Origin of the sequence: Phyllobacterium sp. SL163 (genome assembly GCF_049896885.1) — a bacterium.
In the GTDB taxonomy this organism is placed as follows: Bacteria; Pseudomonadota; Alphaproteobacteria; order Rhizobiales; family Rhizobiaceae; genus Phyllobacterium; species Phyllobacterium calauticae.
In genome coordinates, this window is record NZ_JAFCVE010000014.1 from 1 (window position 1) to 22,818 (window position 22,818).

Below are 22,818 nucleotides of genomic sequence, written 5' to 3' on the forward strand. Positions count from 1 at the left end.
CTGGAACGAAATTGACCGACCCCTCGAACGCTTCAGGCCAATCCGGGCTAACCGCTTCAATCCAAACAACTTCAAATTCCCTTAGCGTGTATTAATGTAGAAATGCCCACGGAGCCCCAAGAAACATTATCTGTGGCGCCCCGTTGATCAGGACGGTTAAGTCCTCGACGAGATCACGCAGACCCGGCGCAATACCAAGGCTGCCAAGCAATTGCTGATGCGTCTGTTGACACAGCAGGGCATGCCTCCCAAGCGCATCATCACCGATAAACTGCGATCCTATGGTGCAGCGAAGCGACAGATCATGCCTGCCATTGAACACCGCTCGCACAAGGGGCTCAAGAACCGCGCCAGAATTCCCACCTTCCGTTAAGAAAAAGGGAACGATCCATTCTGGCACATCGAGGCCGTCGGGGAGGACGTCCACCCCATCAGAACAGTAAAAACCGGCCACCAATTTTCCTCTTGCGACGAAAGCAGGGGGCTAGGAGATCTATAGCGTGGAACTTTATCTGAAAATCCGCCTAGCTTGCTCGGGAGGGATGAGCCGGAAAGAAAAAGGCCACGCACGAGGCGTGGCCCAATTCAGTACCGATCCCGAAGGATCGTCATCCTTAGCGGAACAGCTGCTGGATGGTCTGGTTGCTTGCATTGGCAATCGACAGCGCCTGAACGCCGAGCTGCTGCTGAACCTGCAGAGCCGACAGACGAGCCGATTCCTTGTTCATGTCAGCATCGACCAGCGTGCCGATACCACGATCAACGGCATCCGAAAGCGCGCTGATGAACGACTTCTGGCTGTCGATACGGGTCTTGGCAGCACCGAGCTGCGAAGCACCGGAAGCCAGGCCCTTGGCAGCAGCTTCGATACCGGTCAGCATGCCGTCAAGCGCCGTGTTGTCGACGGTAGCAGCGGAAACGTCGACCGTCAGGATCGAGGTCTGCGTGGTGACAGGTGTGGTTGCGGCGTTGGTAACGGCAAACTGCTTGTCGAGAATGCCGGTCTTCGTTGCAGGGGTGCCGCCCGCGTCGATAAGACGGGTATTGGCAAGCGCAACGTCGATCGAACCGGTCGTTACCTTGCCGGTCGAGTCGCGGCTGTAGGAAGCGATCGTGCTGAAGTTTGCCGTTGCAGGAGCAGCGTCGACAGCCTGGTCAGTGGTGAGCAGGTTGGAACCGGCGTAGGAAGCGCCTGCGTTTTCCTTCAGGGCACCGATAGCCGAGTTGATCAGCAGCTGGTTCTTGGCGCGGTCTTGAGCGCTGGCATTCTTGGAAGCCAGAACCAGGTTCTTGATGGTGTTTACCGAATCAATGGCCTTGTTCATTGCGGAATAGGCAGTATCGATCTTGGAGCTGCCGAGACCGAGAGCGTCATGGATAACCGAGTTGGCACCATTATCCGAACGCATTGTCGTGGCGATCGACCAGTAAGCGGCGTTGTCGGAAGCTTCGGAGATCTTCAGGCCCGTTGCAATGCGGTTCTGAGTGGTGGCAAGGTTTTTGCCGGTTGCAGTAAGTGTCTGAAGCGCGGTCATTGCTGACGCGTTGGTAAGAATGCTGGCCATGGAAAAAGCCCCTATAAAAGATACATGGATGGGGACAGGTCGGATCAGAACCGACATAACAGAGCGGCATGATGCCTGTAACCGACGCGGTCACCTGTTATGACGAGCAGGAGTGCGCCAGGATTATTGCGGTTACATTACGGTTTCAATAATGGCAGGATTAATTTTCATCATGGTTGCGAAAACGATCGGATCAGAGTGCCGACCAGAATACCTGTGGCGCCAACTGGCGAATTTGTAATGCTGCGGGAGTTTCTCATGGGGCCCGGTGTCCGTCATCAGATGATTTGAGACCAGTTTGGTTATTGAAGACAGGAGTTTCTGGCTCGTCTGGTTGTGTTCTCCGAGTTGGCCGTTTTCGCAGCTTCGGGCCTATTGGGCCTGTTCGCAACTGCGGCACATGACAGACACGGCGGCAAGTGGGCGAGGCATAGCTCGTCGGATGCACGGGCATTCGCTTGCTCACGTAGTGCTTATTGATTAATTGCCGGACATCGCAAAGCGCTCTATTTTTCCCTTGCAGGGTGCCTCGACGAGACGAGATGGGACTGGGCTTGCCAAGCCGGACCGCTTCGGTTTCCGCATCAATCCCAAATTACCGTTCGACGATGCGATCCAGGAGGAGACGTACGATGGGCGAAACGACGCCGGACAACATCATGCAGCTCGGCATGGGGTTCTGGGCCTCCAAAGCCATGCTCAGCGCGGTCGAGCTCGGCGTCTTCACCGCGCTCGCAGCCGGCCCGGCCAACCTGCCCGACTTGCGGGCCAGGCTGCAACTGCATCCACGCTCGGCCCGCGACTTCTTCGACACCCTAGTGGCCCTGAAGCTGCTCGAACGCGAGGACGGCCGCTATCGCAATGCCCCTGATACAGATCTCTTTCTTGACAAAGGCAAGCCCTCCTATATCGGCGGCATGCTCGAAATGGCCAATGCCCGGCTCTACGGTTTCTGGGGCTCGCTGACCGAAGCCCTGCGCACCGGGGAGCCGCAGAATGAAGCCAAGCACAGCGAAGACTTCTTCGCCGCGATCTATGCGGAGCCGGCGCGCCTCCGCGGGTTCCTCGAGGCGATGAGCGGGATCAGCGCCGGTGCTGCGCAGGCGATCGCCACCCGGTTCGACTGGTCGAAATACACGACCTTCGTCGATGTCGGCGCGGCGCAGGGAATGGTGCCGGTGGTGATCGCGCAAGCGCATCCGCATCTTCAGGCCATCGGCTTCGACCTGCCCGCCGTGCGGCCGATATTTGACGAGTTCGTCGCCCGGCAGGGTCTCGCTGACCGTATCCGCTTCCAAAGCGGCAACTTCTTTGACGGCCCGATGCCAAATGCGGATGTGATCTTGATGGGGCACATCCTGCACGACTGGGATCTCGCCGAGAAGAGGATGCTACTGGAAAAGGCCTTTGCCGCGCTGCCGAACGGTGGGGCCGTGATCGTCTACGATGCCGTCATCGATGACGAGCGCCGCTTGAACGCTTTCGGCCTCCTGATGAGCCTGAACATGCTGATCGAAACCCGCGGCGGGTTCGACTACACCGGCGGCGACTGCCAGGCCTGGATGCGCGACGCCGGTTTCGTGGCCACGCGCGTCGAACCGTTGCAGGGGCCGGACTCTATGGTGATAGGCCTCAAGCCCGACTGAGCGGAAACCACGACAGCGGCCGGTGTTCCGCAAGATTGACCAAGGATGCAATGTCGATCGCCTGGCGCCGACATGGTCGATGCCGCCGCTTCGCTCTTGATTTGAACAACGCTCTCGATGAAGAGATACCAAGCGGGCTGCCACCGCACAGCAACTGGACGCCGGCTTGGCCGCATTCAGCGACGTTGCCCAACGAACCGGCAGTGTCATACAATCTGTCCCACTAACAATTCTTGGCATCGGGCGTCCTAGTGATCCTAGGCGTTCCGCTCATTGTTTTCATTAACAATTGTACCCGATTATGCACCTACATCCACGTTAGTTTCCTCTTTCCAGACACAAATCAACCTTACTAATCTAGTCGTGAAATATTGAATGCAGTTTGCGTGATCATGCATCCAGGTGGTCTCTATCTTGAGCTATTTCGGTATTGTCCAAGGCTAGGTTGAGCCTTATCGGCATATATAACTGTTCGTTTTCTTGCGTCTTTCGAGTTTGTACATGCTGGATTTGCAGGGGTTTTTCCGGGTGGTTTCGCCCGCGAAACGGTGTGGTTGGCGCGTGGCATCGGCGTCATTCCAGCTGCTCCTTGACCAGTCTGACATGGGTGCCATTAGCCCTGAGCTGGGCCAGCAGCATCGGCCAGACGGAGAATTCGCCCTTGGCCGCCTTGTCGGTGAGGGATCGCAGATAACCGCCGGCCGAATTGATCTGATCGGCCCTTTGCAGGATGCAGGCCATGGCAATGGCGGCGTTTTCCTGGCCGAGCACCGCACAGGCCTCCTCATAGGCGGACGGGCTGACGCCGAGCATGGAGCGCACGACAATGGCCGCACCCATCAGTTCGGCCCAGCTGGCAAGGCCGTTTTTGGCATAGGCGGCAATATCCGGACAGGCCTGGCGCACCAGCCCGAGCGGAACCGGCTTTGCCTCGAAGGGCTCCGTGCCCAGCCCGGAAAGATCGACGCTGCGGCCGGACATATCTGCCGGCAGCCCGGCGGCCTCCTGCATCCTCCGGTCCGGGCCCCTGCCCAGGTTTTCCGCTGTCTGGTCTTCCCCCTGCTCTTGCTGCGGTTCGCTCGGCAGATCGCCGTTGTGGTTGTGCGTGTCGGCTTGGCCTTGGTCTTTTCTAAAGCCAGGTTCAAGATCAGAAGTGGATTGGGTATTTGAAATTTGTTTGTGACGCTCAGAATGAGACTCTTTGGCGCTTGTTTGTGTCAAATTCAGCTTATCCTGCAACAACTTGGAGATCTCCAGCTGGATGCATTCCAGACCGTCGACAATCGGCTCCAGATCGCGGATCGTTGCCTGGCGGGGAATATCATCAAGCACAGCGCGAAACGCCGTGTGGTGGCCGTTCCAGTCGATGTCTGGCATTTCCTCAAAGCCGAGCTCAATCAGCTTGACGATGTCGCGGCGCAACAGCGTCACCTTCTCCTTCATCAGCTTCAGCTGCAGCCGCGCGGCCCGCACCTTCTCTGCCATGGTGTCGAACTCCTGCGCCCGCACCACCAATGGTGCCAGCGAGAAGCCAAAGGCCTCGCCGCCCTCCCCTGCCCCCGTCACCCCTGCCCGGGCTTTGCGCGCATAGCGCTTGCCGTTGGGGCTGTCCTTGCGGAAAATCAGGCCGGTTTCCACCAGCGCGCTCAAATGCCGGCGCAGCGTTGCCGGCGCCATGCCGTGCGCGCGCAGCGACAGTTGCGCATTGGACGGAAACACCACCAGGCCGTCCGCCTCGCTGAGCGCGTTCTGCGGATAGAACGTCAGCAGCGCGTTCAAAACCACCAGCGCCCGGTCGGAAATCCCGATCAGCGCCCGCGCCTCGCATAAGGAGCGAAACAGCTTCCATTTGTCGACCGAAGCCTCTGGATCGACGTCGCTGGCCTGCGCCTGCGTCGCCAGCATGCCAAGCGACAGCGATCGCCGCCCGAAGGGCGTCGTGAATACATTCCCCGACTGCATCGTCTTCTACCTTTCAATAGGCAAAAGAAATCCATCCGCCCAAACGACGCCAAAATGTCTTGACACTGATTCCCGGAAATGCGATTCTCAAGTTACCACACTGTGAGAAGGGCTTCCGCGACGGCAACGTTCGGGAGCTTTTTTCTTTTGCGGTGTCTAGTCTCCTGTTTCCTTCCGGAACTCTTCAAACAAAGTCAGCAGCTTGCGCTCGACAAAAGCACCGAATTGCGCGCCACTCCGTTTGTCGAAAGCTATATTAAGCGCCGTATCGGTCTCCTTGATCTTCGCCGGAGATGTTCCGTCAGGCGCAGTCCAGGCCGTCACACGCGGCTTGTCTTTGCTGATCTTGAGGAGATCAAAGATAATCTGAAAGCGGGCATCGCTCCTGGCTGCGAGAAAATCCGCATCTTCAACGTGCTTGAGGGCCCGCATACGCTTGGCCCTGTCCTCGACCATATCAGCGATTTCTGCCCACCGTTGCCGCCCAAAAGACGGAGCCGGGCCGATCGCTTCGATCAATGGTGATGGCACACGCCTTACCAGGGCGATCATCCGTGACAGTGCCGCTTTATCCACGCCCAGTGACGACATGATCGTCTCGCGGCCAAACCCCTTGGTTTCCAGCTTCGCCGCAAAATAGCACCGTTCAATGAACGACAGGTCCGTGCGGGCGTTGTTTTCCTGGCCCTGCGAGACGATCAGTTGCTCGTCCGTGAGATCGCGTACAACAGCTTTGACCGTCCCGCCGATCTCCTTGATGGCGGCCAGACGCCTGTGACCATAGGCAACCTGAAACCGCCCTGCCCTTTCAGGGTGCGGGCGCACCAGGATCGGAACCTGCTGGCCGTGTTCACGGATCTGGTCGACCAGACCGGATTGATCCTCTGCATCAACGCCAAGACGATCAACAACAAACGAGGCATCAACCAGCGAAGGATCGAGCTCGATGATCGCCTGCCCCTCGGCAAGACGCTTTTCAATTTCTTCCGCGCGCTGCGCCTTGGCGGATATGCCATCCAGCGATTGGGAGATTGCACCAACGGGGCTTGCCGGGCGCAATGGACGATCAAGGCCCAGCAAAGGCCGGCCGAGCGTTGTCCTGACAGGTGCCGCAGCTTCCGGTTCAGCGGTATCCGGCGTCATTTCAAACAGGTTCTTGCGCGCCATGGGTTACTTCCTTCCCCACGTTCTACGGAGCAGTTCTTCGATTTCACCATTGACCAATGTCAGGCTTTCCAGTGCGCGATCGTAGGTGCCGCGCGTGAACAGCGAACGGTCCACTTCGTAGAGCGTCTGCTTGGTCAGGCCGGCATCGGAAATCGCCGTGGATTTCAGCATTTCATTCTCAAGAACGCGATTGCCGAAAATGGAACGCATGAAGCCTGCCATCTGGTTCTGCGGGCCGTCATTTGGTTCAAAGCGCGTCACCAGATAGCGCATCCAGTCATAGTCGGTCTTGCCGCCGGCATTCTCCACCACGGCAAGCAGATCGCTGGTCATGTGCAGAAACTGCGACATCGACATCACATCCAGCATTTGCGGATGAACCGTGATCAGGATGGCGGTTGCCGCACAAAGGGCCGACAGCGACAGGAAGCCCAGCTGTGGCGGGCAATCGAGGATGACCACGTCATAGGCGGATTCGATATCAGCAAGACATTCGCCGATACGCGAGAAAAACATTGTATCGGGGCGCTTGTCCGCCAGAACTTTCGGCGTTTCATGCTCGAATTCCATCAATTCCAGATTGCCCGGAATGATGTGCAGGTTCGGCGTATAGGTTGCGCGGACGATTTCGGTGATATGCCTGCGGTCGGAGCCGTAGCGGATGGCGCCGTACAACGTCTCGTTCTGATCCACATCCAGTTCCGGCTGGTGCCCGAACATGGCGGAAAGCGAAGCCTGGGGATCAAGGTCGATGGCAAGCACGCGATATCCCCGCAGCGCCAGATACTGCGCCAAATGTGCGGATGTCGTCGTCTTGGCGCTTCCACCCTTGAAGTTCATGATCGAAATGATCTGCAGCTTTTCACCGTCCCGACGATGCCGCACATATTTGGCAGCACTCTTGCCGTTAGCATCGAGCAGACGGCGCAGTTCTTCCAGATCGTTAACGGAATAAAGCCTGCGGCCATTGGGTTGCGGCGCAGGGCCATGACCATCCGCCACGATCTGGCGCAGATACCCTTCATGAATTCCGATGAAGTCTGCGGCCTCGGCCGGCGTGAAAAGACGGATTGTCTTTTGCGCCGTGGGCGGGAAAATGCGCGATTGATGAGCCTGCAGCTGCCGCGCCAAATCTTCAGCGTCAGATGCGATCAACGACCGCAACGTCGTTGCGGTCACATCTGCCGGGTTCTGATCAAGCATCTCAACCTCTCATCCGCGCATTTTGGTCCAATCTTTAAAAATATGCGCTGATTACAATATGGAGAGATTCTCTTTTTGTGGCAAACTGTTTTAGGTTAACCAACAGTTAAGTGGGCTGACGCCCAGGAAGCCACTGCAGTTGTACGCGTACAACCAATTTCAGGAATGCTTACCTGCGATTCCCGCACTGGCAGATGCTCGCCGTTGCCGCTGAGTTGTACGTGTACAACATCGAACAATCACAAGATTCCCTAGCCTTCGCTAAATGAAATGGAATCACTATTCGTTGCATTATAACAGTCATCCTGCAATTCACCCCCTTGCAAAGAGAACGGAGGTGAATTGCAGTTTCATCCCGTCACGGGCAACTTCTTTGCATGTGGCCTTGCTTATGCAACTTTATCCCATACCGGAGCCAAGCCACTCGGGCTGACGATACGGCCATCCGTGCGCGCAAGTCCATGGATCGCCGCCATATCCGCATCACTGAGAGCAAAGTCGAAAACCTCGAAATTTTCGATCGCACGCGCCTCGCTCACGGTCTTCGACAAAGCAATCACCCCACTCTGCTGCACCATCCAGCGCAGCACAATCTGGGCAACGGTTTTCCCTTCGCGCGCAGCGATATCCTGGAGCACGGAATCGGTAAAGACAGCGCCGTCTGCCATCGCGTAATAACCGGTCACCGACAGGCCAGCCTTTCGCGCCGCATCGATGACGGGCTTCTGGTCGAGATAGGGATGATACTCCACCTGATTGGTCACCAGTGGTGCATCGGTCAGTGCCACTGCTTCGGCCATCAGCGCCGTATTGAAATTGCTCACCCCGATGTGGCGCACTTTGCCCTCCGCCTTCACTTCGTTCAGAGCACCGATCTGTTCGGCAAGCGGTACTATATTGTTCGGCCAATGCAGCAGCAGAAGGTCTACGTAGTCGGTTTTCAGTTTTTTCAGACTCTCTTCCACCGAGGCGACAAAGGCATCACGCCGATAATTATCAACCCAGACCTTGGTTGTCAGAAATACGTCACCGCGTGCAACACCCGAGCTGAGAAGACCTTCGCCGACCTCGGCTTCGTTCCCATAGATCTGCGCGGTATCGATGTGGCGGAAACCCAGTTTGAGTGCATGCGGCACCATGCGCAGAACATCGGCCCCGGGCATGCGGAACGTGCCAAAACCCAGAGCGGGTATCGAGGCACCATTGGCTGAAACGGAATGCATTGTATTCTCCTGTGTTGTTCCACGGTTACTGACCGACATATGGCGCAAACCCATTGCTGTTATAATGCAGTAAAATATACTATGGTCTGTGAAATAAATTCATATGAATGGCCGAGGTGTTTGCCGTGAACAATCGCGCAGGCGAGATGGAGGTTTTCGTGGAAGCCGTGGAGCGCGGTAGTTTTACCGCTGCGGCCGAACGGCTCGGTTTGTCGCCCTCTGCAATCAGCAAGCTGATCACCCGGATCGAGGAGCGTCTCGGCACGCGCCTGCTTGTTCGCTCGACGCGGGCATTGCAGCTGACGCCGGAAGGCGAGGCCTATCACCAGCGCGCAGTGCGTATCATTGCCGAAATCGAGGAAACGGAACGGCTGATGACCTCGGGTGGCGCTGCCGTTCCTCGCGGTCTGTTGCGCGTCAACTCGTCGGTGGGTTTCGGGACGCGCTGTATCGTTCCCCTGGTGCCGGCTTTCCTGGCGCGTTATCCTGATGTCGAGCTAGACCTGTCACTCTCGGATGGTGTCATCGACATCATCGAAGAGCGCGCCGATGTGGCCATCCGCACCGGCCCCATGCGGGACTCGGGTTTGAAGGCGCGCAAACTGGGCGAGAGCCGCCGCGTGGTCGTGGCTGCGCCGGACTATCTGGCCAAACACGGTGTTCCGCAGACGCCGGACGAGCTGGCACAGCACAATTGCCTGACGTTCAACTTTCGTCGCAGCATGGATGAGTGGGCGTTCCGTTATCCGGGGGAGGAGCGCATCCGCCCCATCGCGGTGAAAGGCAACTTCAAGGCCAATAACGGATCGAGCGTGCGCCAGCTGGCGATTGCGGGACTGGGACTGGCGCGCATTGGCCAGTTTCACGTGCAGAAGGATCTGGATGCTGGTACACTCGTACCGGTTCTCGATGATTATAATCCGGAAGACATGGAGTTTATCCATGCTGTCTTCGCCGGACATGAGCATATGGCTGCCCGCATTCGCGCCTTCATCGACTTTCTAGTGGAAAGTAACCCTGCGGACATCACCGTATAAGAACTATCTTGTTTTAAAATCATATAGTTAAATGGTTAACCGAAATACAGTTTTATCCATGTGAGAGAATATTGACGATATTTCCGAAGGGATCGCAGACATAGAAGCGGCGCACGCCCCATGGCTCATTGCTTATATCGTATGGAATCTCCAGTCCGGCTGTTTTCGCCCGCTGATAGATGAGGTCGACATCATCGACCTCGATGGAAAGGGAGGGGAGGGGGGTGCCTGAACCGCCTTCGCTTGCCACACTTACTTCCGGCCTGGACGTCACGTCAGAGGCGAATGTCAGTATCCATCCGTGATCCATAACCACGTCGAGATCGAGCAATTCCTGATAAAACTTCCTGGCAAGTTCAGGATCGGATGCCTTGAGATTTGGCACTATGCGTCGAACGGCCATCGCTTCCTCCCACGTATCGCCAGCCGCCTTCTTAGCGTTCAGCGCAGACTTGATCTATACGCCAAGTTAATTAAAAACTCTGTCCATGCGTGGCTCAACAATCGCCAAACCTGTTTTTCTCGCCGTGACGCTGATTCTCTTCGGAGTTTCAGGTTATTTGGCGATACACGCACACCGTTTCATTGTTCACGCGCAACGGGCTCAAGGGCGCGTCGTTGAAATGCTGATAGAGTCGTCAGGGAACGGGGGACCTGCTCTTTCTCGGCCCATGGTCGAGTTCATGACGGCGGATGGCACCAAAATCGAATTCAAATCGACAAGTGCTTCCTATCCACCGTCCTTTGCACGCAACGAAATCGTTACGGTCTTCTATGATCCCGATGAACCGCAATCCGCCGAGATCAATGATTTCTTCTCCTTGTGGGGCGGGGTGTTGATCACAAGCGGGCTCTGCGTGGTCTTTGCAGGTTTTACGACCGCGTTCTATCTTCGCGTGCAAAAGTTCCGGCACAAGCACACATCGCAAGCAAAATCTTAACCGGAAAAAGAAAGCCCCCTCGTTCCAGAGCGGGGAGGGGGCTTCATCTGCTATTCAGCTGGCGCCGGCGCCGGTTGCGTATCGGGCAGGGATGATTTCTTTTTACCCGGGTCCTTCCAGGCGATAAGCCGGTAGAACATGGGGATGAAGAATGTCGCGATAAAGGTCGCCGCCAGCATGCCACCAATAACGCCCGTACCGATCGCATGACGGCTTGCCGAACCGGCACCTGAACTGATGGCCAGCGGTACAACACCCAGAATGAACGCGAGGGAAGTCATGACAATCGGCCGGAAACGCAGCCGTGCAGCCTCAATCGCAGCTTCTGCTGCCGTATAGCCTTCCTGGCGTTTCAGGACGGCGAATTCGACAATCAGAATGGCGTTCTTTGCCGCAAGACCGATCAGCGTCACCATGCCGATCTGGAAGTACACGTCATTGGTCAATCCGCGCAGCATGGTCGCGGCCAAGGCACCGAAAAGCGCGAAAGGCACCGCCATGATAACCGCCAGCGGCAGGCTCCATTTTTCATACTGGGCCGCCAGGATCAGGAACACCATGATGATGCCGAAAATCATCGCCTGCGAGCCTGTACCGCTCGTTGCCAGTTCCTGGAAGGATGAACCGGTCCAGGCGATCTGGAAGCCTTCGGGTAGCGTCTCCTTGGCCACTTGCTGCATGGCCTTGATGGCATCGCCCGATGTATAACCCGGTGCCGGATTGCCGGTCACCTTGGCGGCGCTGAAGGCATTGAACCGCTCGAGCTGATCCGGACCAACAATGCGCTTGACGGTCACCAGGGCGCTGAGCGGAATCATACTGCCGGAATTGGCACGCACAAACACCTGGCGCAGGTCATCAGGCGTACGGCGGAAATCCGCTTCCGACTGCAGGTTGACCTGATAGTTGCGGCCATACAGCGTGAAATCATTCACATAGAGACTGCCGAATGACGCCTGCATGGCATCGAAGACAGAATTGATCGGGACATTCAGCGCCTTGGCCTTGTCGCGATCGAGATCAAGCTGGTACTGCGGCACATTCGGATCAAACGTCGTTCTCACGCTCGTGAGTTCGGGGCGCTTGGATGCGGCCTCAACGATTTTATTTGTGGCGTCCGTGAGCTTGGCCACGTCGCTCCCTGTACGGTTCTGTACGTAAAGTTCGAAACCGCCCGTCGTACTCAATCCCTGAATGGGTGGCGGATTGAATGCCAGCACCATGGCATCCTTGATACCCGCATTCATCCCCATGATCGGCCCCGCCATATTGCGGGAATCAAGTTCCGGCGTCTTGCGCTGGCTCCAGTCCTTCAAGGTGAGGAAGGTGGTGCCGGCATTGGATTTCTGCCCACCGGAGAGGAGATCGAAACCAGCGATGGCAAAGACGTTCTCGGCTGCAGGGTGTTTCGCCAAATTCTGCGATGACTGTTCCATGGCCGCTTTGGTTCGCGTCAGGGAAGCCGCAGGCGGCAGGACCGCAACGCTGAGAAGAACACCCTGGTCTTCATCAGGGACAAGCGAGCCCGGTATCTTGTAGAACATATAGGCCGTGCCGCCGATCAGGAAGGCAAACAGCGTCAAGCCGATGGCGACCCGTTTGATCAGGAAGCGAACGCCCGAGGTATAGCCTGATGCCACGCGGTCAAAAGCCCGGTTGAAGATTCGGAAGGGCAGGGCCGGTTCATGATGACCCGGCTTCAGGATCAGGCCGCAGAGCGCCGGCGTCAGCGACAATGCGACAATGCCTGAGATGGTCACCGACATGGCGATGGTAACGGCGAACTGCTTATACATGGCGCCGGCAAGCCCGCCCATGAAGGAAACAGGCACGAACACCGCGCACAGCACCAGCACGATGGCGACAACGGGGCCGGTGACCTCGCTCATCGCCTTGATCGCAGCCTCGCGCGGCGGCAGCTTTTCCGTCGACATGATGCGTTCGACGTTTTCCAGGACCACGATCGCGTCGTCGACCACGATACCGATCGCCAGCACGAGACCGAACAGCGTCAGCAGGTTGATGGAGAAGCCAAGCACGTACATGCCGGCAAATGTGCCGATGATCGAGATTGGAACGGCAATGACCGGAATAAGCGTGGCGCGCCAGTTCTGCAGGAAGATGAAGACCACCAGCACGACGAGAATGATCGCTTCGATGAAGGTGGTCACGACTTCATCGATCGACGCCTGGATGAATTTGGTGGTGTTGTAGGGGATCGAATAGTCCATGCCTGTGGGGAAGGCGGCTTTCAGCTCATCCATGCGGCTGCGCACGGCTTCCATCGTGTTGAGCGCATTGGCGCCCGGCTGCAGATAGACCGCAATAGGGATAGCCGGCGTTCCATTGAGCTTGCTGTCCACCGCGTAGCTTTGCGCCCCGAGTTCCACCCGGGCCACATCACCCAGCCGCAGGGTTGCCGCATTGGGCGAGGAACGCAGGATGATGTTTTCGAACGCCTTGGCATCAGGCAGGCGACCCATTGTTGTGGCGGAATAGGTGAAGGCATTGGACTGGGGATCAGGCTGATCACCAAATTTGCCTGCGGCGAACTGGGAATTCTGCTCGCGAATGGCCGTTGCCACATCCGTCGGGGTCAAACTGTATTGTGCCAGCTTGTCGGGGCGCAGCCAGATGCGCATGGAGTAGTTGGGATTGCCGAGAACCTGCGCGTCGCCGACACCTGGAATGCGCTTCAGATCGTCGACAACGTTGAGCAGCGCGTAATTGCCGATATAGGTGCGGTCATACTGGCCGCCCTCGGAAAACATCGCGACAAGGCCGAGAATGGATGTGGAGCGCTTGGCGACGGTCACACCCTGCCGGGTCACGTCCTGTGGCAGTGTCGATGTCGCGCGCTGCACACGATTGTTGACGTTGATCGTCGCCTGATCCGCATTGGTGCCCAAAGCAAAGGTCACGGTCAGCTGCATCTGGCCGCTGGCTGAGTTGGTCGACTGCATGTAGAGCATGTTTTCGACGCCGTTGATCTGCTGTTCCAGCGGCGATGCAACGGTTTGGGCGATAGTTTCAGCGCTGGCGCCCGGATAATTGGCGCTGACCACCACCTGCGGCGGCGTCAATTCCGGATACTGAGCAATCGGGAGCACCCTTATCGCGACAATACCGGCGAGAACGATGATGATCGAAATGACGGCCGCGAATACGGGCCGGTCAATGAAGAACCGGTTCATTGGGTCACCAGCGCCTGTTTCACACTGTCAGTCGCCGAAACCAGTTGTCCCGGTTTGACCTTGATGACGCCTTCCGTGACCACACGGTCACCCGCGGCGAGGCCGGAAAGCACGATCCAGCCCTTGTTGACCTGCTGACCAAGATTGAGCGGCCGAACCTCGGCCTTGCCTTCATTGTTCACGATATAGACGAACTGGCCTTTGGGGCCTTGCATCAAGGCCGCTTCGGGAATGACGATCGTATCGTTCACCGTCACGCCCGTCACAGTCGCACGGACGAACTGCCCGGGAAGGAGACGGCGATCCGGATTGTCGATGATGGCACGCACACCCAGCGTGCCCGTTTCCAGATCAAGACTGCTTGAGGTGAAATCGATGGTGCCAAGATGATTATAAACCGTCCCGTCGCCAAAGGAGAGTTTGACCGCAAGCCTGTTGGCTTCGAGCCCCTTGGCTTTGCGCTCATCCAGCAGACGGCGGATTTCCGCCGCTTCCGTATCGGTAAAGGAGAAGTTGATGTAGACCGGATCGGTCTGCGTAATCGATGTCAGCAAGCTGGAAGCCGCATCTGTTCCGATCAGGCTGCCTTCCGAAACCTGCTCGCGTGTTGTCACACCGCTGATAGGCGCAGTCACCTTCGTATATTGCAGATTGAGTTCTGCTGTCCTGACCTGCGCCTTTGCAGCGGCAACCGCTGCAGCGTTCAGATCCCGTGTCGATACTGCCGTATCGCGCGCCGCTGTACTCTGCACTTTCTGATCCACCAGTGTCTGCGCCCGATCCGCATCCCGTATGGACTGGGCGTACTGAGCCTGAGCCTGCTGCAGCTGGGCCTGGACGCGGGCGAGCTCTGCTTCATAAGGCGCTGGATCGATCTCAAACAGCAGATCGCCGGCTTTCACTTCCGAACCTTCGATAAAATTCCGCTTCAGGAGAATACCGCCGACGCGGGCACGCACCTGCACATCACGGTAGGCCGTTATCCGCGCCGCATATTGGTAGGACAGGTCCACTTCCTCCGGTTGAACGGCAACCGCCGTTACTTGCGGCGGGGGAGGGGCCTTGCCACCTGCTTGCTGGGCATTAGCCGGCAAATTGAGTGCCAGCGTCGCGCCTGCAAAAAAAACGAGACTGAAAAAACGGGTACCGAGCAAAGTCATGGGAGGGTTCGCTTGTCCGAGGAATATCTGGGTGCATGTACAAACATACATCCGTGATTGTAAATAAACGAAAGCGTGATATTGTGTCGGAAAATCGACCGGACGCGATCACGTTTGGGTTATCGAACCAGCGGTACGAATGGCCGCCATCGGATAGCTCGCTGACGACGTCCCGGCATCCCCGGAGGGATAACCCGAGCGAAGGAGGCATTATGCGCAGGACCAAAGCCGAGGCAGGAGCAACGCGAGAAGCCATTCTGGATTCCGCGGAGACTGTCTTCTTGGAACATGGTGTCAATCGGTCAACCCTGAACCAGATTGCCGAACATGCCGGCGTGACGCGTGGCGCCATCTATTTCCACTTCAAGGACAAGATCGAACTCTATCAGGAAGTCGTCGAGCGTGTGCGACTGCCACAGGACGATCTTCTTACCAAAGCAATCTATTGCGAGAACGCCAACCCTCTCGATATTGCCCTGGATGCCGGTATCTATTGTCTTGAGAATTTTGCCGGTGATCCGAGAAAACAGCGGGTTTTCACCATCATCACCCAGCGTTGTGAGTACGTCGGTGAAATGGCGCAGGTCCTGGAGCGGCTGCGTGCGCTCAACGACGAGGTTCATCACATGCTGTTGCGTTTGACGACACTGGCCAAGAAGCGCGGCATGCTGTCATCCGCCTGGCATCCGGATATTGCGGCGCGCGCCTTGCAAAGCACGATGTCCGGGCTGCTATTCGAATGGATGCGGCTCGAGAAGAATTTCGACCTGGTCGCGGCCGGGACAATGACGATGACCGCCATTGTCGACTCCTTCCGCAAAAAGGACATCCCTGTTGATGCGCATGTCGTCAGAAACAAGAGGCAGTTGGTGGCATCCTGATCATCCCATTGTCTCATGCTGCTTCCCCAGATAAATAGGGCCCAAGCCTAGTATCGGTGCCGCATACGGAGTAAACAACGGCTCCCTTCCTGCGCTGTCGGTCTGCTTGGCAATCCGTATCGCTCATCAGGGCGAACACGAGAGGATTGAACATGGCCATCAAGTTTACCGCCAAGGAACCCGCGCCGAACGAAGCTCCGGCAAAGGTCGCAAAGCCTGCGAAGATTGAACCGGATGCCGCTGAGAAGGCTTCCGATATCGGATCGGGTGATGGTGATCTGTTCAATGCGGCGTCCAAGCCGCCGGCGCGCAAACGCAAAGGCAAATAAGACGTATGGAGGCAGGCGAGATTTTTGATTGCCAATCCTGCGGCGCCTGTTGCTGCTACTCATCCCAGTGGCCGCGATTTTCCACGGAAGATGACGCGCAACTTGCGCTTATTCCAGCCAAATATGTTGCCAGTGATGAAAGCGGCATGCGATGTGTCGGTGTCCGTTGCTCCGCGTTGACTGGTGAAATCGGCAAGACCACCGCTTGCGGAATTTACGACGTGCGGCCCGAAGTGTGCCGCTCCTGCATGCCGGGCGATCCGGAATGCCTCATGGCGCGCAAGGCCCACAATCTCTGAGTTTGGACCTCGCGACATATGCCGCATCCAGCGCGGTGCGGAGACGTTAAAATTCACCGCATGATTTCCATCAATAAGATGTGATTCCGATGTGTCCGGATCGGTCAAAAACTTGCCCCGATTGCGGCGGTAACTCCCGCAGCCTTTCGAACTGTACTGCCTGCATCCAATTCAAACTATCCGGAGAGTCATCATGCATAGAAGCAATGTCGAGCGTGAACCGGAATATGTAAGGGAACGCACCGAAGGACCGCAAAATCTGGGACGGATTTATCTGTTGAGTCTGGCGCTGTGTGCCGCGCTGATTGCCACGACCGCCGTTGGATATGAATCCGAATGGCCAGATGTCATGACGATAACCGCTTCAACGGCAAATCCAGAATTTTACCAGAGGGCAGCCGGCAAGACGCCCCTGACCTTCTGCAACACCGCCGAGCACACACCAGGGGCGGATCCAAAGCCGGCATGGCGCACATTTGATATCTAATACCCGGCCACTAGGGCCGGGCAGCGTTTATGCAGTCCACTGCGGGATGTCGTCGCGTTCGCCAATGAGCGCAAGCCCATGTGCGATCGAGAGTAGTTCGCCGCCTGTCTCGATCCGGTCCTGCGCGAAACGTTCCGTGAATATGCGTCGCACGGCTGGGACAAACGATGTCCCGCCCGTCAGGAACACTTTGTCAATTTCACCTGCCACCGTGTTGGTCCGTTCAAGGACATCGTCAAGTGCGCCTTCGATGCGGGCGAGATCACCGGCAATCCATCCCTCGAATTGGCTGCGCTTGATAAGCTTGCGGCTGCCGCGACCGAGCGGTTCGAAATTGAACTCAGCCTCATCGGCGGTCGATAGAGCCATCTTGGTGGCTGACACGGCCTGATACAGTGGATAACCTTCATCGTGGTCGACAAGATCGACGAACGTCTCAAGTTTTTCCGGCTCCAGACTGGACCGCACCAGCTTCTTCAGTTCGGAAAACTCCCGGGATGTCTTGAAGATGGACAACTGGTTCCACCGGCCGAAATTGGCATAATAGGAGGACGGGACTTCGAGCGTCTTGTCGAAGCTCTTGAAGAAACTTCCCTTGCCGATCTGCGGAGCGACGATGCAGTCGATCATCCGGTAGTCGAAATGATCGCCCGCAATGCCGACACCGGAATAGCCGATGGGCGTTGCGCTGAGCTTTCCGCCGTGCGTCTCGAAACGAATGAGCGAATAGTCGGTCGTACCCCCGCCAAAATCCGCCACAAGAACGGTCGCATCGGCCTTGAGGTTCTGGGCAAAATAGAAAGCCGCAGCCACCGGCTCGTAGACATAGTGGATTTCAGGAAAACCGAACCGGGTGAGCGCCTCGTTGTAACGCGCCGTTGCCAAGGCGGGATCCGGATTGGCTCCGGCGAAATGCACCGGCCGGCCGGTCACGATGCGTTTGACGTCCGTGGGCCAATCGTTACCGGCATAGCTCCGCAACCGGCGCACAAAAATTTCCATCAGATCTTCGAACGAATGGCGCTTTGCAAAGACAAGCGTGCCCTGGAAGAGGGCACTCGCGGCAAATGTCTTGATCGATTGCAGAAAGCGGCATTCGCCAGGGTTATCGATGAACTGCCGGATCGCCGCATGCCCGGCCTCAACCTTCAATGCCGCAGCACCGGCAAGAGGGTCCTTCATGAAAGACAGTGCCGTGCGCATGCTATCGGCTGTGCCGGTCGCATTGGTGAAGGATAGCGAGCGTGTCTTTGTCCCATCCGCCAATGCCAAAACCGTATTGGTTGTGCCAAAGTCGAAACCCAGCGCCTGAGCCATTGCCGCGCTCCTTTATGCCATGAATGTCAGAAATCGGGACAAAGCCCGTCGAATGGGCCCAGCGCGCCCAGATCAAGGACGCGCGTCATGACATAGCAAACGTGCAGACGCAAGGTGCGTTTTATTCGGACAGGCTATTCCACGCTATCTGCAGCGCTGAACGGGGCATTGTCCCGGCTGTGCGAGAGAATTTCCCGCTTGCCGACATGATTGGACGGTCCGACAAGCCCTTCCTTTTCCATGCGCTCCACAAGCGATGCAGCTCTGTTGTAACCGATCTGCAGACGCCGCTGGATATAGGACGTGGAGCACTTCTTGTCGCGCATGACCACCTTGACGGCCTGGTCGTAGAGTTCATTGCCGTCTTCCGCCGCAACAGCTCCCTTATCGAAAACCGCTCCGCCGGTTTCCGCTTCCGGTTCTTCCTCTTCGCTCTCGTCGGCAGTGACCGTATCGAGATAATCCGGGCGACCCTGCGCCTTCAAATGCGCGACCACGCGCTCGACTTCCTCGTCGGAGACGAACGGGCCATGCACGCGGGAAATGCGCCCGCCGCCCGCCATGTGCAGCATATCGCCTTGACCGAGCAACTGCTCTGCACCCTGTTCGCCCAGAATCGTGCGGCTGTCGATCTTCGAGGTCACCTGGAATGAAATACGGGTCGGGAAGTTCGCCTTGATCGTGCCGGTGATGACATCGACCGACGGACGCTGCGTGGCCATGATCAGATGGATACCCGCAGCACGAGCCATCTGGGCGAGGCGCTGAATGGCGCCTTCGATGTCCTTGCCGGCCACCATCATCAGGTCGGCCATCTCGTCGACGATAACGACGATATAGGGCATCGGCGTCAGATCCATGACTTCCTGCTCGTGAATGGGCTCGCCCGTCCCTTTGTCGAAGCCGGTCTGGACGGTGCACATCACCGTCTCGCCCTTTTCCTTGGCGAGGGCAGCGCGGGCATTGAAGCCGTCAATATTGCGCACGCCCAGCTTTGACATCTTCCGGTAGCGGTCTTCCATTTCCCGTACCGCCCACTTCAGTGCCATGACCGCCTTTTTCGGGTCGGTCACAACAGGGGTAAGGAGGTGCGGAATACCGTCATAGATCGACAGCTCGAGCATTTTGGGGTCGACCATGATCAGCCGGCACTCTTCCGGCGTCAGCCGGTAAAGCAGCGACAGGATCATGGTGTTGATCGCAACCGACTTGCCCGAACCTGTTGTACCGGCAACCAGCAGATGCGGCATCTTGGCGAGTTCAGCGATAACCGGCTCACCGCCAATGGTCTTGCCAAGGCAGAGCGCCAGCTTGAGCTTGGTGCCCTCGAAATCCGGCGAAGCGATCATTTCGCGGAAGTACACGGTCTCGCGCGTCGTGTTCGGCAGTTCAATGCCGATGACGTTACGTCCGGGCACCACTGCGACACGGGCTGACAAGGCCGACATGGAACGGGCGATATCATCGGCAAGGCCGATCACGCGAGAGGACTTGATGCCGGGCGCCGGCTCGAATTCATACAACGTCACCACCGGTCCGGGGCGCACATGAATGATCTCGCCGCGGATGCCGAAATCCTCAAGCACGCTTTCAAGAAGTCCGGCATTCTGTTCCAGCGCTTCCTGCGTAATGATCACTTCCGCGCGTTCCGCCGGTTCCTGTAGCAACGACAACGGCGGGCGCTCATACATCTCGCCATAGGATTGTACGGCAAGCGGTGTAAGGCGGGTCGGCACGATAGCGGGCTTCTCCTGCCGCACCGTTACCTGCAGCCGTGACGGCTTTTCTTCAGCGGCCGCTTCTTCCGGCGGTAATGGTGCCACCGCAGCGGGAATAAGGGTCACTTCCTCTTGCACATCAATCGCCGGATTCACAACCGCGGCGCTTTCCACGACCGGATCCGCCTGGCGCTGCCGGGCGGCAGCTGCAACGGCCGCTGGTGCAACCGGAATAACCGGTGCGGCAGGCAAAGGAGCCGGCGCTGCGGGCACTGTGGTCTCAGGAGCGGTGGTGGCCCGCGGCTGCCGGAGCTCGACAACACGGAACAGCGCGGTAATGGCATCGGGTGCGATCTTGCGTACAGCCTTCGATGCAGAGGCTGCGGGGGTAGCAACAAAGCCGCCCGAGAACTCCATCGATTCCCAGAATGCATAATCCGAGAGATAATCCAGCGTTCCGGATTTTTGTGGAATTGGCTGCGCACCGCTTGTTTGCAGGCTTGGTCGGGCCTCACGTGCAACGGGGGCGGCTGGTGCATGCGTGACGACCGCCGGTGCATAATTTGTGACGAATGCCGGGGTCCGCGGCAAACCAGACTGCGCCGGGGCAGGGGCCTTGCGAAGAGCAGTCTCGCCAGCAACCGGCTTGGGAGCCGCCGGCGCGACAGCAGGAATCTTCGGGGTTGGGGCCGGGATGGCCGCCTTTGGCGCGGCAATCGGCCTTTCCACTTTGGGAGCAGGTGCCGGCGTTGCGCTTTCGGCCCCGTTGCGGTGTTTTTGCAGAACGGTATCGGGGGTGCGGGTGAAACGCACATTGGCCGACAGGGAGAACATCCGCTTCGAAATGGGAGCCGTGGGATCCGTATCCGGCTCAAGTGTGATCGGCGCACGTGCAGGCGCGCGCATCCCGCCGCTGGGCGTGGTTGAAGCGGGCGCCTCGATAGAACGTCGGGTTGAGACCGGCTCATAGGGCGAAGCAGCAGGAGTACGCGTGTTTCCCGAACCGTTTGGCACACTATTTCGAGCCGCCTGAGTCGGAGCTGGCGGTTGCACTGCCTCCGGTACCGGGGGCTTTTGTGCCAAAGGCGGCTGTGCAGACGCTGGCGATTCGTGCGCATCGCCATATTCGTCTACGTAATCGTCTGACTTCATTGAGAAATTTGTTCTTGGAATACGCATGATACCTGCAAGCGAAGCGATTGGATGTTGCTCGTAAACTTGCCTAATCGAATAGAAAATGAAGGTTAATAAGTTGCTACTGATGGCTGCAAACGCTCTCCCTGTTGCCGCCTCCTGACAGGGGCAGCGACGGCCCGGATCGACGCAGGGCATGTGCGCAGGCACGCCCCGGATAACAAAAAAGCAGCCCGTTTGAGATCAGGCTGCGTTGTTTGTCATGTATCAGTGCGAGCCGTCAGGCGGCTTCTTCGGCAATCAGCTTGCCGAGACGGGAAATCCCGGTTTCGATCGCATCCTTGTTGGGCAAGGAGAAGTTGAGCCGGATGGTATTCTTGCCGGTCCCGTCCGCATGGAATGCAAAGCCGGGAACGAACGCCACGCGCACCTTTTGCAGCGCTTGCGCGAGGAGCCCTGCGCCGTCCATGCCTTCCGGCAAGGTGACCCAGACAAACATGCCGCCCTCCGGCTTTGTCCACGTCACGCCTGGCGGCATGAAACGGGCAAGGGCATCGAGCATATAGTCGCGGCGCTGGCGGTAGCTGTTGCGCACCTTCTCGACCTGCTTGTCGAAATCCCGGGACGCCACGTGATGGATTGTCATCTGATTGATGGTCGGGCTGTGCAGATCGGCAGCCTGTTTGATCAGGACCAGCTTGGCAATCACAGGCTGTGCAGCGCAAATCCAGCCGACGCGCAAGCCGGGCGTAAGGGTCTTGGAGAAACTGCCGGAGTAGACCACACGCGTGCGGTCGATATGCCCCTCCCGTTCGCAATCGAGGGCAAGCATCGACGGCACGGGCTCTCCATCGAACCGCAAGGCCTGATAGGCCGCATCTTCGATCAGCGGTATGTCGAGTTCGTGCGCCAGCTCAATCAGGCGGATGCGGCCATCCCGGCTGACTGTTTCGCCTGTCGGGTTACAGAAATCCGCGGTCAGATAGGCGAGTTTCACATCACCGCCTGCAGCCTTTGCACCGTCACGATAGGCGGCCGGTGTCATGTTTCCCTGTTCGGGGTTGAGACGGTCATAGCGCGGCTCATAGGCATTGAAGGCCTGGAGGGCACCGAGATAGGTGGGCCAGGTCGTGAGCACCGTATCGCCGGGTGATATGAACAGCTTGCCGAGGTAGTCCAGTGCCTGTTGCGAGCCCGTGGTGATGATGATGTTGTCGATCGTGCAGGGCACGCCGAGCGACGCCATGTGCTGCACCAGCCATTCGCGCAGCGGGCGATATCCCTCACTCACGGAATATTGCAGCGCGACGTCAGCATTCTTGCTGAGAACAGCCTCATAGGCTTCCCGTATCGCTTCCTTGGGAAAAAGAGCAGGGTCCGGAATACCGCCGGCAAAGGAAATGATGTCCGGCTGATCAAGCAGTTTCAACAGTTCACGTATCTCGGACGCACGCATATTTTTGGTGCGTGTTGCGTACAGAGCATCCCAATCGCCCATTTCTTCCTCCCAGCTGTTTGTCGGCGCATAGCACCGTAAAACAGCCGATATGTCAAC

General features: G+C 57.7%; 18 protein-coding genes and 1 pseudogene. 8 read left to right on the plus strand and 11 right to left on the minus strand.

Features of this window, described 5'->3' with window-relative positions:
* Nucleotides 1–118: 118 nt before the first annotated feature.
* A pseudogene (locus ACP7B1_RS23775) lies at nt 119–417 on the plus strand (DDE-type integrase/transposase/recombinase); the annotation flags it as partial.
* 197 nt (nt 418–614) lie between these two features.
* On the opposite strand, the gene ACP7B1_RS23780 reads toward ACP7B1_RS23775, so the two are convergent.
* Nucleotides 615–1,565, minus strand: coding sequence for a flagellin (locus ACP7B1_RS23780; RefSeq protein ID WP_426137376.1), 951 nt, complete (start codon nt 1,563–1,565; stop codon nt 615–617).
* A gap of 632 nt (nt 1,566–2,197) precedes the next feature.
* Here ACP7B1_RS23780 and ACP7B1_RS23785 point away from each other — a divergent pair.
* Nucleotides 2,198–3,211: a methyltransferase gene (locus ACP7B1_RS23785; protein ID WP_346307969.1), complete on the plus strand. Its 1,014-nt coding sequence runs from the start codon at nt 2,198–2,200 to the stop codon at nt 3,209–3,211.
* 573 nt (nt 3,212–3,784) lie between these two features.
* Here ACP7B1_RS23785 and repC read toward each other — a convergent pair.
* From repC to ACP7B1_RS23805, 4 genes are all read right to left on the minus strand, one after another.
* Nucleotides 3,785–5,173 (minus strand): plasmid replication protein RepC, encoded by a 1,389-nt coding sequence (gene repC / locus ACP7B1_RS23790; protein ID WP_426137377.1) that lies wholly within the window; start codon nt 5,171–5,173, stop codon nt 3,785–3,787.
* 156 nt (nt 5,174–5,329) lie between these two features.
* Nucleotides 5,330–6,340 carry a plasmid partitioning protein RepB gene (gene repB, locus ACP7B1_RS23795; RefSeq protein ID WP_346307240.1) on the minus strand — a complete coding sequence of 337 codons (1,011 nt, stop codon included), beginning with the start codon at nt 6,338–6,340 and terminating at the stop codon, nt 5,330–5,332.
* Between the two features lie 3 nt (nt 6,341–6,343).
* Complete coding sequence (gene repA / locus ACP7B1_RS23800) at nt 6,344–7,543, minus strand: plasmid partitioning protein RepA (RefSeq protein WP_346307241.1); 1,200 nt, start codon at nt 7,541–7,543, stop codon at nt 6,344–6,346.
* 389 nt (nt 7,544–7,932) lie between these two features.
* On the minus strand, nt 7,933–8,766 hold the full coding sequence (locus ACP7B1_RS23805) for an aldo/keto reductase (RefSeq protein ID WP_426137378.1): 834 nt from the start codon (nt 8,764–8,766) through the stop codon (nt 7,933–7,935).
* A 125-nt stretch (nt 8,767–8,891) separates the two neighbouring features.
* Between ACP7B1_RS23805 and ACP7B1_RS23810 the strand changes: the two genes are divergently transcribed.
* On the plus strand, nt 8,892–9,803 hold the full coding sequence (locus ACP7B1_RS23810) for a LysR family transcriptional regulator (protein WP_346307573.1): 912 nt from the start codon (nt 8,892–8,894) through the stop codon (nt 9,801–9,803).
* A 52-nt stretch (nt 9,804–9,855) separates the two neighbouring features.
* Here the strand turns inward: ACP7B1_RS23810 and ACP7B1_RS23815 are convergent, their stop codons facing one another.
* Entirely contained in the window at nt 9,856–10,206 is a 351-nt protein-coding gene (locus tag ACP7B1_RS23815; protein WP_346307572.1) for a VOC family protein, read from the minus strand.
* An 85-nt stretch (nt 10,207–10,291) separates the two neighbouring features.
* On the opposite strand from ACP7B1_RS23815, the gene ACP7B1_RS23820 reads away from it, so the two are divergent.
* On the plus strand, nt 10,292–10,744 hold the full coding sequence (locus ACP7B1_RS23820) for a DUF3592 domain-containing protein (protein WP_346307571.1): 453 nt from the start codon (nt 10,292–10,294) through the stop codon (nt 10,742–10,744).
* Nucleotides 10,745–10,794: 50 nt separating this feature from the next.
* On the opposite strand, the gene ACP7B1_RS23825 is transcribed toward ACP7B1_RS23820, so the two are convergent.
* Nucleotides 10,795–13,938 carry an efflux RND transporter permease subunit gene (locus tag ACP7B1_RS23825; protein WP_346307570.1) on the minus strand — a complete coding sequence of 1,048 codons (3,144 nt, stop codon included), beginning with the start codon at nt 13,936–13,938 and terminating at the stop codon, nt 10,795–10,797.
* Nucleotides 13,935–15,098: an efflux RND transporter periplasmic adaptor subunit gene (locus ACP7B1_RS23830; RefSeq protein WP_346307569.1), complete on the minus strand. Its 1,164-nt coding sequence runs from the start codon at nt 15,096–15,098 to the stop codon at nt 13,935–13,937. Before ACP7B1_RS23830 ends, ACP7B1_RS23825 begins: the two co-directional genes overlap by 4 nt.
* Nucleotides 15,099–15,133: 35 nt before the next feature.
* Here ACP7B1_RS23830 and ACP7B1_RS23835 point away from each other — a divergent pair, with 35 nt between their 5' ends.
* The 4 genes from ACP7B1_RS23835 (at nt 15,134) to ACP7B1_RS23850 (ending at nt 17,094) form a co-directional block, all read left to right on the plus strand.
* Nucleotides 15,134–15,979 (plus strand): TetR family transcriptional regulator, encoded by an 846-nt coding sequence (locus ACP7B1_RS23835; RefSeq protein ID WP_346307568.1) that lies wholly within the window; start codon nt 15,134–15,136, stop codon nt 15,977–15,979.
* A gap of 152 nt (nt 15,980–16,131) precedes the next feature.
* Nucleotides 16,132–16,308, plus strand: coding sequence for a hypothetical protein (locus ACP7B1_RS23840; RefSeq protein ID WP_346307567.1), 177 nt, complete (start codon nt 16,132–16,134; stop codon nt 16,306–16,308).
* A gap of 5 nt (nt 16,309–16,313) precedes the next feature.
* On the plus strand, nt 16,314–16,607 hold the full coding sequence (locus ACP7B1_RS23845) for a YkgJ family cysteine cluster protein (protein WP_223616087.1): 294 nt from the start codon (nt 16,314–16,316) through the stop codon (nt 16,605–16,607).
* Between the two features lie 193 nt (nt 16,608–16,800).
* Nucleotides 16,801–17,094 (plus strand): hypothetical protein, encoded by a 294-nt coding sequence (locus tag ACP7B1_RS23850; RefSeq protein WP_346307566.1) that lies wholly within the window; start codon nt 16,801–16,803, stop codon nt 17,092–17,094.
* Between the two features lie 27 nt (nt 17,095–17,121).
* Here ACP7B1_RS23850 and ACP7B1_RS23855 read toward each other — a convergent pair whose 3' ends face one another.
* The 3 genes from ACP7B1_RS23855 to ACP7B1_RS23865 all read right to left on the minus strand — a co-directional run bounded on the left by ACP7B1_RS23855 (nt 17,122) and on the right by ACP7B1_RS23865 (nt 22,761).
* Entirely contained in the window at nt 17,122–18,411 is a 1,290-nt protein-coding gene (locus ACP7B1_RS23855) for an Hsp70 family protein (RefSeq protein ID WP_346307565.1), read from the minus strand.
* 134 nt (nt 18,412–18,545) lie between these two features.
* The gene (locus tag ACP7B1_RS23860) at nt 18,546–21,035 is read right to left on the minus strand and encodes a DNA translocase FtsK (protein WP_426137379.1); all 2,490 of its coding nucleotides are present in this window, start codon (nt 21,033–21,035) and stop codon (nt 18,546–18,548) included.
* Nucleotides 21,036–21,543: 508 nt separating this feature from the next.
* A complete protein-coding gene (locus ACP7B1_RS23865; protein WP_426137380.1) occupies nt 21,544–22,761 on the minus strand; it encodes a PLP-dependent aminotransferase family protein in 1,218 nt (405 codons plus the stop codon).
* Between the last annotated feature and the right edge of the window lie 57 nt (nt 22,762–22,818).

What these genes read in the sequence shown, in the direction of transcription:
- ACP7B1_RS23780 (WP_426137376.1), bottom strand. Translation starts at nt 1,565, where the DNA reads ATGGCCAGCATTCTTACCAACGCGTCAGCAATGACCGCGCTTCAGACA.
- ACP7B1_RS23785 (WP_346307969.1), top strand. Translation starts at nt 2,198, where the DNA reads ATGGGCGAAACGACGCCGGACAACATCATGCAGCTCGGCATGGGGTTC.
- repC (WP_426137377.1), bottom strand. Translation starts at nt 5,173, where the DNA reads ATGCAGTCGGGGAATGTATTCACGACGCCCTTCGGGCGGCGATCGCTG.
- repB (WP_346307240.1), bottom strand. Translation starts at nt 6,340, where the DNA reads ATGGCGCGCAAGAACCTGTTTGAAATGACGCCGGATACCGCTGAACCG.
- repA (WP_346307241.1), bottom strand. Translation starts at nt 7,543, where the DNA reads ATGCTTGATCAGAACCCGGCAGATGTGACCGCAACGACGTTGCGGTCG.
- ACP7B1_RS23805 (WP_426137378.1), bottom strand. Translation starts at nt 8,766, where the DNA reads ATGCATTCCGTTTCAGCCAATGGTGCCTCGATACCCGCTCTGGGTTTT.
- ACP7B1_RS23815 (WP_346307572.1), bottom strand. Translation starts at nt 10,206, where the DNA reads ATGGCCGTTCGACGCATAGTGCCAAATCTCAAGGCATCCGATCCTGAA.
- ACP7B1_RS23820 (WP_346307571.1), top strand. Translation starts at nt 10,292, where the DNA reads ATGCGTGGCTCAACAATCGCCAAACCTGTTTTTCTCGCCGTGACGCTG.
- ACP7B1_RS23825 (WP_346307570.1), bottom strand. Translation starts at nt 13,938, where the DNA reads ATGAACCGGTTCTTCATTGACCGGCCCGTATTCGCGGCCGTCATTTCG.
- ACP7B1_RS23830 (WP_346307569.1), bottom strand. Translation starts at nt 15,098, where the DNA reads ATGACTTTGCTCGGTACCCGTTTTTTCAGTCTCGTTTTTTTTGCAGGC.
- ACP7B1_RS23835 (WP_346307568.1), top strand. Translation starts at nt 15,134, where the DNA reads ATGTACAAACATACATCCGTGATTGTAAATAAACGAAAGCGTGATATT.
- ACP7B1_RS23840 (WP_346307567.1), top strand. Translation starts at nt 16,132, where the DNA reads ATGGCCATCAAGTTTACCGCCAAGGAACCCGCGCCGAACGAAGCTCCG.
- ACP7B1_RS23845 (WP_223616087.1), top strand. Translation starts at nt 16,314, where the DNA reads ATGGAGGCAGGCGAGATTTTTGATTGCCAATCCTGCGGCGCCTGTTGC.
- ACP7B1_RS23850 (WP_346307566.1), top strand. Translation starts at nt 16,801, where the DNA reads ATGCATAGAAGCAATGTCGAGCGTGAACCGGAATATGTAAGGGAACGC.
- ACP7B1_RS23855 (WP_346307565.1), bottom strand. Translation starts at nt 18,411, where the DNA reads ATGGCTCAGGCGCTGGGTTTCGACTTTGGCACAACCAATACGGTTTTG.
- ACP7B1_RS23860 (WP_426137379.1), bottom strand. Translation starts at nt 21,035, where the DNA reads ATGCGCGCGCCTGCACGTGCGCCGATCACACTTGAGCCGGATACGGAT.
- ACP7B1_RS23865 (WP_426137380.1), bottom strand. Translation starts at nt 22,761, where the DNA reads ATGGGCGATTGGGATGCTCTGTACGCAACACGCACCAAAAATATGCGT.